The sequence below is a fragment of the Flavobacterium sp. genome (assembly GCF_020217025.1).
Classification (GTDB): Bacteria; Bacteroidota; Bacteroidia; order Flavobacteriales; family Flavobacteriaceae; genus Flavobacterium.
The window spans coordinates 1-10,000 of sequence record NZ_JAIWOF010000047.1 but is presented as its reverse complement, the minus strand read 5'-3'; the positions used below and the strand labels follow the sequence as shown (position 1 = coordinate 10,000).

Here is a 10,000-nt window from a genome sequence, read left to right as displayed (position 1 = left end):
GTATCCAATGTTAATGGCAGCCGATATTTTATTGTATGATGCCAACTTTGTTCCTGTTGGAAAAGACCAATTGCAACATTTAGAAATTACGCGTGATGTAGCTTCGAGATTCAATCACCAAATGGGCGAAACGTTTGTATTGCCTGAAGCGAAAATCGATGAGCAAATCATGATTATTCCGGGAACAGACGGACAAAAAATGAGTAAATCGAGAAACAATTTTATCAATATCTTTTTAGACGATAAAGCGTTACTTAAACAAATCAAAACAATTGAAACCGATAGCACACCGCTAGAAGAACCAAAAAATCCAGATACTTGTAACGTGTTTGCATTATACAAATTATTAGGTTCTACGGAAGAAGTTGCTGATTTACGTGCCAAATACGAAGCAGGAAATTACGGCTACGGTCACGCGAAACAAGCCTTATTTGAATTAATCGTTGAAAAATTCAAAACCGAAAGAGAAAAATACAATTACTACAGTAACAACTTAGAAGAAGTAGATAAATTATTACTCGAAGGTGCCGCAAAAGCAAGTGCAGTAGCAAATGGTGTTTTGAAAAGAGTTAGAGAGAAGTTGGGATATTAATTTACATCTTTTACACATGAATGAAAACTCCAAAAAACTCTTTAAGCATTGTGAATTGTGTAAAAATAAATCACAAAATCTTGAAATTGGAGTTTTTTGCAGTTTGACTAACAAAAATCCAAATTTTGATGGATTCTGCGATAAGATTTCATTTAATGAAAATCTTGAAAAAAAGATAACAGAAGTTAACATCGCTTTTCAAAAAACGAAAAGAGAAAAGAAATGGGTGTATTCTTATTTTATAGTTTACTTAATTATGAGTCTGGCTATGTTTCTTTTTACCTATAAATCCAACGATTATATCGCAAACATTTTAAGTAAAGCAAGTGGTAAACCTATATTTATAGCCTCATCAATAATAATAATTTTTATTTGTATTGCGGTTGTTTTGCTTGGTTATGCTTTTGGTGCCTTGAATAGACATCGTTTTGATAGCAAAAAGAACACAGACGACAAACAGGAATTAGATACTATTTTAAAATTATACAAAATCGATTATGATTTTAAAATAAGTTTTAAAGATCGGATGTTAATGCCAACAGATATTGAAACAGAATTAAAAATAAAGAAAAACCTCAAAGTTTAGATGTCTAAATTTTGAGGTTTTTTATTCTTTAATAATCTTTTCAATCTTCCATTTATTTTCCTTTACTGATAAATTACAAAACACATGATATGTTCCATACATTTTTAATACAGAAAAAAATGCTTTTTCTTCATTCTCATCAATAAGTACTCGAGTTAAAAAAACTAAAGGATTGTTTGAATTTCTATCTTCTCCCTCAAATGTGTTTTTATAATTTACTAAGTTAATTTTTAGATTACATTTTTCAAATTCTTTTAAATCAACACCTCTAAAATCTAAACTATTAAATTTATAAATACTCTTATCAAATTTTAATTTTTCAACATCTCTTAGAGTATCTAAAATTCCAAATTCAATTCGTTTAAATTTTTCAACCAAATTAATTATACTATCAGATTTTTCTTTTCTTATTCTTTTATACTTTTCCCAATCATTATATTCTACTTTTTTAATACTATCAATCTGTTTATTAGTATAATTTAGTTTGTCAAGTTCTGGTGGTGGAATAACAACTCCTAATCTGAGAAAACTTTTAATCTCTAATTTTGCAATTTCCGGCAACACATCGCACAAAACTTCCGCTTCTAATTCTTCATAGGATTTTTCTTTCTCGGAGCAAGAGAAGAAAAACAAAACTATAGTTATAATGCTAAGTGCTTTTTTCATGTTTTAAATTTAGGAATTTCAATCAAAAAATAAGCCAAAAATTTAGAGAAGCTGAAACGAGTTCAAATTTCCAAATAATAACTCTAGACGTCTTCTTGTCATTCCGAACTTGTTTCGGAATCTCCATACATAAACAAGAAGCTGAAACAAGTTCAGCTTGACAAACATAATATTACGCCATTTTTATACACGAATCTTGTCATCCTGAACTCGTTTCAGGATCTAATGGTTTCCACAGATTCTTCCAATTTGGATTAGAAGCTTCAATCAAATTAATTTTCCATTGTCGATGCCAATTCTTTAGTTGTTTTTCCCTTGCAATTGCATCATTTATAAACTGAAATTCTTCATAATATACTAGAATATTCAAATTATATTTCGAAGTAAATTTGCTTCCTTCTTTATTTACATGTCGTTCCATTCTATCATCTAACCCGCCAGTTACACCAATGTAAAGTGTGCCTTTTGGTTTGTTGGTAAGAATATAAACCCAATAATTATGATAAGTTCTATAGGGCATTTTTTTTATTGTTTTGTCATTCTGAACTCGTTTCAGAATCTAATTATTTTAAAATTCGGAGAAGCTGAAACGAGTTCAGCTTGACAAACTATCTGATATTATTTTTTATAAACTAAACTTCTGTCATCCTGAACTCGTTTCAGGATCTAATCATTTCAAATTATCAAGAAGCTGAAACAAGTTCAGCTTGACAAGAAAACGTTTAAACCACCTCAAACATTTTACCTGGCAAAGGACGAATCACTCCTTTTAATTCCATATTTAACAAAATAGAAGAAATGCGATAAATCGGAAAATCACATTCTAATGCGATGATGTCCATCATTTCTTTTCCTGCTTTTTGAAGGTAATCGTAAATGATTTGCTCTTCATCGGTTAAGGTAACGAACAACTGTTTTTGAATTACTTTTTGAGATTCGCGCTGCAATTCCCAATTCAAAATATAAACCAAATCTGCTGCCGAAGTGAGCAAATTAGAGCGTTGTGTTTTAATTAAATTATTGCAACCTTGACTATACTTATCTGTCGTTCTTCCTGGAACAGCGAAAACATCTCGGTTGTAATCGTTAGCTAAATTAGCCGTGACTAATGAACCACCTCTTTCGGCACTTTCAATTACGATGGTAGCTTCGCTTATGCCCGCAACTATACGATTTCGTTTGATGAAATTTTCTTTATCAGGTTTGCTGGTGCTCCAAAATTCGGTTAAAAAGCCGCCGTTTTGTTCCATTTTTGCCATGTACTTTTTATGAGTTTTTGGATAAATTTGATTTAATCCATGCGCTAAAACACCTATGGTTTGCAAACCACAATCCATTGCCATTTGATGCGCGTAAATATCAACTCCATAAGCAAAACCACTAACAATAATTGGATTTAAAGGGGATATTTCTTCAATCAATTTCTTAGTAAATTCCATGCCATACGTCGTGATTTGACGTGTGCCGACAATACTAATGATTCTTTTGTTTTGTAAATCGAGATTTCCGGCTTGAAATAAAAGTACCGGACTATCGTAGCAGTGTTTTAAACGTTCAGGATAATTTTCGTCTTGAAAATAAGTAGTGGAAATATTTTCTTGTGCAATGAATTGGAGTTCGGCTTCCGCTTTTGCAAATACCGATTTGTCTTGTAAATTTTTTATTACAACCGAACCAATGCCGTCAATTTTTTGAAGTTGGGATTTTTTTGAAGCGAAGACTTCTGCTGCGTTTCCACAATGTTGGAGGAGTTTTTTAGCGATTACATCTCCTACTCCTTCCACTTGCATCAACGCAAGCGTGTGGTATAATTCTGACTGTGTCATGGCGTATATAAAATTTATTTGGCGTATAATTGAACAACAAAAATAGTTCTTTTTAGCAATAATCCAAAAAAGAAAATAGAAAGCTAACTAGCCCTGATGGGAGCGGCACCGTGTAAAGCGGACAGCAGGTACAAGGAAACCAAGAAAGTCCAAGCCATTCGCTTCCAATTATTTACAGTAAAAACCGCAATTGTTAATAATTTTTGTTGATAAAATTTTGATATTACTATTGATTATCTAACTTTGTTGTTATGCAGATAGAAAAACACATATCCGACTTATTATATCGTTATCAGTGCGTTACTGTTCCTGGCTTTGGTGCGTTTTTAACTGAAACTGTGTCCGCTCACGTTACTGGAAGCGCAAGTTCATTTTTTCCACCTAAAAAAGTGGTTTCGTTTAATGCGAATGTAAAAAACAATGATGGTTTATTGGCAAATCATGTGGCATTACAAGAAAAAATGTCATACGAGTTAGCCGTAATCAAAATTGGTGATGTGGTGAACGAATGGACGTATTTGTTACAAAACCGCAATCGTGTGGTGTTGAAAAACATTGGTGAGATTTCGGTAAATAATGAAATGAATTGGGTTTTTGAACCAGCGAATACAGTAAATTATTTAACAGATTCTTTTGGATTAACTCCTTTTGTTTCTCCAGAAATTACAAGAGAGATTTTAAAACAAGAAGTAGAAGCTTTAGAAGAAAAAGCACCAATTATTTTTACTCCTGAAAGAAAGAAAGATTACTCGTATTTGAAATATGCAGCTGTTTTTGTAACGATGTTGGGCGCTGGTGGATTTGGATATAAAACGTATTACGATCAACAAATTGAGACTAAAACTTTAGCAGTTCAGAAAAACGTACAAGAGAAAGTACAACAACAAATTCAAGAAGCAACTTTTGTAATTAGCGCTCCGGTTGAAGCCGTTGAATTAAGTGTAGCCGCTCCAGTTGAAGAAAAAATGCCTTATCATTTAGTAGCTGGCGCTTACAGAAGTGAAGAAAACGCTAACAAAGCGATTAATGAACTAAAAGCAACTGGTTTTGAAAATGCTAAGATGCTTCCAATGAACAAACACAACTTATATCCTGTGGTTTATGGAAGTTTCAAAAACTTAAACGAGGCTCAAACAGAAAGAAAAAACATTCAAAAATCGCACAATGCTGAAGCTTGGTTGTTAATCGAATAAATTTTTAACACTTTGCATAAAAATTATTGAAATCCCAATTTTGGGATTTTTTTTTGCATTTTATTTTCAAATTCCTCTTTATCTTTGCAAAAAAAACAATGCAACCAAAATTTCCTTCAGAATCGGTAACTACTTTAACCGACTTAGTTTTACCAGGTGAAACGAATCCATTGAACAATTTATTTGGTGGTGAATTGCTTGCTCGTATGGATAGAGCAGCGAGTATTACTGCTAGAAGACACTCACGTAGAATTTGTGTAACAGCATCTGTGAATCACGTGGCTTTTAACAGAGCTATTCCATTAGGAAGTGTAGTTACTGTTGAATCTAAAGTTTCAAGAACATTCAACACATCAATGGAGATTTTTATTGATGTTTGGATTGAAGACCGAGAATCAGGAATTAAAAACAAAGCAAACGAAGCAATTTATACTTTTGTTGCAGTTGACGAAACGGGAAGACCAATTCCAGTTCCTCCAATTGAACCAGAAACCGAACTTGAAAAACAACGTTACGAAGCAGCATTAAGAAGAAAACAACTAAGCTTAGTCTTAGCCGGAAAAATGAAACCAAGCGAAGCAACAGAATTAAAAGCGTTGTTTACAGAATAAATTGAGAACCTTCGGGTTCTTTTTTTTATTTTTGTAAAAAATAAATCACATGTCATCTTTTTATAAATTAAGCATTAAAGAAATCATCAAAGAAACAGCCGATGCGGTTTCGATTCTTTTTAATGTTCCAGACGAATTAAAATCGTATTATCAATTCGTCGCTGGACAATATGTAAACTTAAAAATTACGCTTGACGGACAAGAAATTAGAAGAGCGTATTCGATTTGTTCTTCTCCAAAAAGTGGCGAATTACGAATTGCCGTTAAAGCCATCCAAAACGGTTTCTTCTCTAAGTTTGCCAATGAAAAATTAGCAGTTGGAAACGTAATCGAAGTAGGAACTCCAGAAGGAAAATTCACTTTCGAACCTAAAGCAGAACGCCTGAAAAATTACGCAGCTTTTGTAGCTGGTAGCGGAATTACGCCTGTTTACTCGATTTTAAAATCGGTTTTAGAAGAAGAACCAAACAGTACTTTTGTATTGGTTTACGGAAATAAATCAGAAAAAGATACCATTTTCCACAACCAATTACACGATTTACAGTTACAATATGTTGGACGTTTATTTGTACAATATGTGTACAGTCAATCCACTGCTGATAATGCTTTGTTTGGTCGAATTGATAAATCAACCGTAAATTTCATCTTGAAAAACAAACATGCTGAAATGGAATTTTCAAAATTCTATTTATGCGGACCTGAAGAGATGATCAATTTGGTTTCGGATACATTGAAAGAAAATAATATTGCGAGTTCAGATATTAAATTTGAATTATTCTCTACCTCATCAAACGAAGGAGAAACCGTTGCAAACGCTGATGGTCACACTAAAATTTCCATTTTAGTTGATGATGAAGAAACGACTTTCGAAATGAGTCAAAAGCAAACTTTATTAGAAGCGGCGTTGAAACAAGGTTTAGATGTTCCCTATTCTTGTCAAGGGGGAATTTGCAGCAGTTGTATTTGTAGAATTACAGAAGGAGAAGCGGTCTTGAAAAAGAACCAAATTTTAACCGATGCTGAAATCGCAGAAGGATTAACGTTAGCATGTCAAGCGCATCCTACAACAGCTACGATTAAGATAGATTTTGATGATGTATAATAGTTGAAATTCCAAATAATAAATTCTAAATTCCAATTTTATCTAGGTAAGATTGGAATTTATTTTTTCAATAACTTGAGATGGCAAAATCGTTCGCATCACATCCTTATAACCTTCAACTTTTTTATTTCCGTAAATAGAAGTTGGTAATAATGGATATTGAGTTCTATCTGAAGTCAAACAAAAATCATCGGGTTGATTGAATGGTTTGAAACCTGCATAAGGATGCGTGGCTCCCCAAAGCGTAATGACTTTAACGCCCAACATCGCAGCTATATGTGCATTTCCTGAATCCATGGAAAGCATGATATCTAAATTGGAAATGACTTCTAATTCTTGTTTGAATTTTAGTTTTCCAGCTAAAACGATTACGTTATCATGTTGGTTTTGCAATTGATTCAGTAATTGAATTTCTTTTTCTCCTCCACCAAACAGAAAGATTTTATGATTTTTATTTTCTGCTAAACCATCTATTACTTGTTGCATTAAATCTAATGGATACACTTTACTTTCATATTGAGCAAAAGGCGCAATTCCAATCCAATTTTGATTTTTAGCTCCCGTAATGGAAAGAATTTCTTCTGATAAAATAGCTTTGTCAGGAAATTGCGGATTCGATAAATCAATTGAAAATCCAAGTTGTTTGAACGTATCTACATGTCTGTCGACCATTGATTTAACTGGAGCAAAAACTTTATTAGTCAAACTTGTTAAGGCTTTCTTTTCGGCTCTTCCTTTATCGGTTGCTACGACTTTTTTTCCGCTTAAAGCGAATAAGATTCGAACAACTTTAGAGCGAAGTACATTGTGTAAATCAGCAACTACATCAATATTTAATTTTCGCAAATCGGAAAATAATCGAAGTAATCCGATAAAACCTTTGTGACGTTTATTCAAATCCACACCAAAGAAATTCACATTCGGAATTCCATTAAAAAAAGGTTGAAAAAAAGGTCGGGAAACAACTGTGATTCTTACTTCGGGATATTGCAAAACTAAGGCTCTCAACACAGGAACTGTCATTGCGACATCACCCATGGCTGAGAGCCTTATTACCAATATGTGTTTTGGTTTAGACATCAATTTGATGACTATTTTTTATTCTGATACAACACCGGATTTAACTCCTCGTCGTTGTACATTTTCATTTGTTTATAAACTTTCATGTATTTGTCACCCGCTTCAATATCTTCAATTAATTGACTAATTGAAGTAAACATATCGTTCTTTTGGTCTAACAATACATTCAATTTTTCTTGACATTTTGCTCTGTGTTCAGCCGTAGCTTCAGCACGAGTTGCTTCTTCGTTCATGTGGTAAATTTTCAAAGCTAAAATCGATAAACGGTCAATTGCCCAAGCTGGACTTTCTGTGTTGATTTTTGCGTTTGGTTTTACCTGAACATCTTTGTATTTATCCAAGAAATAACTATCGATGTACTCTACCATATCCGTACGAACTTGGTTTGAAGCATCAATTTTACGTTTTAAATCTAAAGCTGCAACTGGATCAATATTTGGGTCACGAACGATATCTTCGTAATGCCATTGCACCGTATCTACCCAATTTTTTGCAAACAACAAATATTCAATAGTTCCTTTTTCATAAGGATTTACAACAGGTTGATACACATCGTCAATAATGTGATACGTTTTGATACTTTGTTCAAAAATGGGAAATGCAAATTCAGCAAACATAATTATCTCTTTTAAATTGATACAAAAATAGCGATTTTTTGTACTTTTATCCTGAATTACAAAAAATAAAATCGATGCACATTCATTATATCTCCGAACAAAACAGTATTCTTAATCATTTTTTAGCGCAAATTCGTGATGTGAACATCCAAAATGACAGCATGCGATTCAGAAAAAATATTGAGCGCATTGGAGAAATAATGGCGTACGAATTAAGTAAAACACTTGATTACAAAAACATTGATGTGCAAACACCACTTGGAATCAAACACACAACAACTATTGCAGAACCTGTAGTTTTATGTTCGATTTTACGCGCTGGTTTAGCACTACATCAAGGCTTCATGAGCTTTTTTGACAACGCAGAAAACGGATTTGTTTCGGCTTATCGTCATCATTATGACAACGACGACAAATTTGAAATTTTGGTGGAATATCAAGCAGCGCCATCATTCGAAGGGAAAAATTTAATTTTAATTGATCCAATGTTAGCTACTGGACAATCTTTAGTGGCAGTTTTACACAAATTACATTTGGAACAAAAACCTAAAGAAATTCACATTGCGGTTGTGATTGCAACTCCAGAAGGAATTGAATACTTAGAGAAAAACGTTCCTGAAAATTGTCACTTATGGGTAGCGGCTTTAGATGAAAAACTAAACGAGCACAATTACATTGTTCCAGGCTTAGGCGATGCTGGTGATTTAGCTTATGGAATTAAATTATAATTGCATTATAAAGAAGAAAATTCCCAAACCTAATAAGGCATACACCACAATTTCTTTCACCCAATTGTTTTCAATTTTCTCAATAAAATTAGCGCCAATTATAGCTAAAGGTCCGAAACAAAACGCTAAACACCCGTTGTTTTTATTTGCAGAAAGCACATAAATTCCAACTCCAAGAATAAAAGAAAACAAAATCGTTTTGTGTGACGATTGCATGTTCAGAGCTTTGTTTGGTAAATCAAAAACATGCGTTACAAAGAAAAATAAACTTATTGAGGTAAATAAGGCCAAAGCAATTCGTTGGTAAACATTTTCGAAATAATAAAAATCAAAACTGATATACGTTTTATCTAACAGTGTACTCAATAGTGTATTGTCTAAAATACTATTCGCTAGAAAGAACAAAATGGTTACGGCGAACAAAGCGATGAAAGGAATAATCCAATTTCGGTAATCTTTTGAAACGTGAAGAATAACCGCAATAAAAACCAAAATGATGTAAAAAATACTCCAAAAGTGAAATAATGCTGCTAAGAAAATCCAAAACGAAGCATCAAAAATTTTCTCTTTGGTTTGCAATAAAGATTTCAAGGAAATTAGTCTTCTTAATGCCAAAAGCAATAAAAAGTTAGAAATAATGATGTTTTTATTCTGGAAAATAGAGGAAAAGAACAAAAGAAAAACAAAGAATAAAAATAATGCATAATTGTTTCCTTTGGTTAATCCGTTCTTAAGCGTAATGAAATTTAAAATGAATAATGAAGCAAAAAGAAGCACGTATAAACCAAACTCTTCAGCATAATAAATCCAATCGGCATTAGGTTGTGCTAACGCAATTATCTTTACAGAAAAGAAAAAAAGCGATAAAATACCTACTACTAAATAATTAAATGGTCTTGTTTTACTAAAAATGCTTGCTAACATCCGAATATTTTATATTTTTGTGGTGTAAATATAATACTTTATCAAAATGAAATCATTTTTTGAAGGAATACAATC

Annotated in this window: 11 protein-coding genes and 1 pseudogene; 6 read left to right on the top strand and 6 right to left on the bottom strand. The window is 32.7% G+C overall.

The window, feature by feature from the left end; genetic code table 11:
* Nucleotides 1–592 (top strand): annotated as a pseudogene (locus LDL23_RS02155) (tryptophan--tRNA ligase); the annotation flags it as partial.
* Between the two features lie 16 nt (nt 593–608).
* On the top strand, nt 609–1,178 hold the full coding sequence (locus tag LDL23_RS02150; protein WP_291264240.1) for a hypothetical protein: 570 nt from the start codon (nt 609–611) through the stop codon (nt 1,176–1,178).
* A gap of 21 nt (nt 1,179–1,199) precedes the next feature.
* Here the strand turns inward: LDL23_RS02150 and LDL23_RS02145 are convergent, their stop codons facing one another.
* The 3 genes from LDL23_RS02145 to dprA form a co-directional block, all read right to left on the bottom strand.
* Nucleotides 1,200–1,844 carry a hypothetical protein gene (locus LDL23_RS02145; RefSeq protein ID WP_291264239.1) on the bottom strand — a complete coding sequence of 215 codons (645 nt, stop codon included), beginning with the start codon at nt 1,842–1,844 and terminating at the stop codon, nt 1,200–1,202.
* Nucleotides 1,845–2,043: 199 nt separating this feature from the next.
* The gene (locus LDL23_RS02140) at nt 2,044–2,364 is read right to left on the bottom strand and encodes a GIY-YIG nuclease family protein (RefSeq protein ID WP_291264238.1); all 321 of its coding nucleotides are present in this window, start codon (nt 2,362–2,364) and stop codon (nt 2,044–2,046) included.
* 202 nt (nt 2,365–2,566) lie between these two features.
* Complete coding sequence (gene dprA / locus LDL23_RS02135) at nt 2,567–3,670, bottom strand: DNA-processing protein DprA (protein ID WP_291264237.1); 1,104 nt, start codon at nt 3,668–3,670, stop codon at nt 2,567–2,569.
* A gap of 251 nt (nt 3,671–3,921) precedes the next feature.
* On the opposite strand from dprA, the gene LDL23_RS02130 reads away from it, so the two are divergent.
* From LDL23_RS02130 to LDL23_RS02120, 3 genes are all read left to right on the top strand, one after another.
* Entirely contained in the window at nt 3,922–4,863 is a 942-nt protein-coding gene (locus LDL23_RS02130) for an SPOR domain-containing protein (RefSeq protein WP_291264236.1), read from the top strand.
* A gap of 98 nt (nt 4,864–4,961) precedes the next feature.
* A complete protein-coding gene (locus LDL23_RS02125; RefSeq protein WP_291264235.1) occupies nt 4,962–5,474 on the top strand; it encodes an acyl-CoA thioesterase in 513 nt (170 codons plus the stop codon).
* Between the two features lie 49 nt (nt 5,475–5,523).
* Nucleotides 5,524–6,576, top strand: coding sequence for a ferredoxin--NADP reductase (locus LDL23_RS02120; RefSeq protein WP_291264234.1), 1,053 nt, complete (start codon nt 5,524–5,526; stop codon nt 6,574–6,576).
* 42 nt (nt 6,577–6,618) lie between these two features.
* Here LDL23_RS02120 and LDL23_RS02115 read toward each other — a convergent pair whose 3' ends face one another.
* Entirely contained in the window at nt 6,619–7,656 is a 1,038-nt protein-coding gene (locus LDL23_RS02115; RefSeq protein WP_291264233.1) for a glycosyltransferase family 9 protein, read from the bottom strand.
* A gap of 11 nt (nt 7,657–7,667) precedes the next feature.
* A complete protein-coding gene (locus LDL23_RS02110; protein WP_194093615.1) occupies nt 7,668–8,273 on the bottom strand; it encodes a DUF4254 domain-containing protein in 606 nt (201 codons plus the stop codon).
* Nucleotides 8,274–8,347: 74 nt separating this feature from the next.
* Here LDL23_RS02110 and upp point away from each other — a divergent pair, with 74 nt between their 5' ends.
* A complete protein-coding gene (gene upp / locus LDL23_RS02105) occupies nt 8,348–9,001 on the top strand; it encodes a uracil phosphoribosyltransferase (RefSeq protein ID WP_026725465.1) in 654 nt (217 codons plus the stop codon).
* Here upp and LDL23_RS02100 read toward each other — a convergent pair.
* Nucleotides 8,996–9,925, bottom strand: a complete 930-nt coding sequence (locus LDL23_RS02100; RefSeq protein ID WP_291264232.1) for a DUF6427 family protein — start codon at nt 9,923–9,925, stop codon at nt 8,996–8,998. The genes upp and LDL23_RS02100 overlap by 6 nt on opposite strands.
* Nucleotides 9,926–10,000: the final 75 nt, after the last annotated feature.

Excerpts from the sequence above, each read along its gene's own strand:
- LDL23_RS02150 (WP_291264240.1), top strand. The coding sequence starts at position 609 with ATGAATGAAAACTCCAAAAAACTCTTTAAGCATTGTGAATTGTGTAAA.
- LDL23_RS02110 (WP_194093615.1), bottom strand. The coding sequence starts at position 8,273 with ATGTTTGCTGAATTTGCATTTCCCATTTTTGAACAAAGTATCAAAACG.
- LDL23_RS02115 (WP_291264233.1), bottom strand. The coding sequence starts at position 7,656 with ATGTCTAAACCAAAACACATATTGGTAATAAGGCTCTCAGCCATGGGT.
- LDL23_RS02100 (WP_291264232.1), bottom strand. The coding sequence starts at position 9,925 with ATGTTAGCAAGCATTTTTAGTAAAACAAGACCATTTAATTATTTAGTA.
- LDL23_RS02120 (WP_291264234.1), top strand. The coding sequence starts at position 5,524 with ATGTCATCTTTTTATAAATTAAGCATTAAAGAAATCATCAAAGAAACA.
- dprA (WP_291264237.1), bottom strand. The coding sequence starts at position 3,670 with ATGACACAGTCAGAATTATACCACACGCTTGCGTTGATGCAAGTGGAA.
- LDL23_RS02125 (WP_291264235.1), top strand. The coding sequence starts at position 4,962 with ATGCAACCAAAATTTCCTTCAGAATCGGTAACTACTTTAACCGACTTA.
- upp (WP_026725465.1), top strand. The coding sequence starts at position 8,348 with ATGCACATTCATTATATCTCCGAACAAAACAGTATTCTTAATCATTTT.
- LDL23_RS02130 (WP_291264236.1), top strand. The coding sequence starts at position 3,922 with ATGCAGATAGAAAAACACATATCCGACTTATTATATCGTTATCAGTGC.
- LDL23_RS02140 (WP_291264238.1), bottom strand. The coding sequence starts at position 2,364 with ATGCCCTATAGAACTTATCATAATTATTGGGTTTATATTCTTACCAAC.
- LDL23_RS02145 (WP_291264239.1), bottom strand. The coding sequence starts at position 1,844 with ATGAAAAAAGCACTTAGCATTATAACTATAGTTTTGTTTTTCTTCTCT.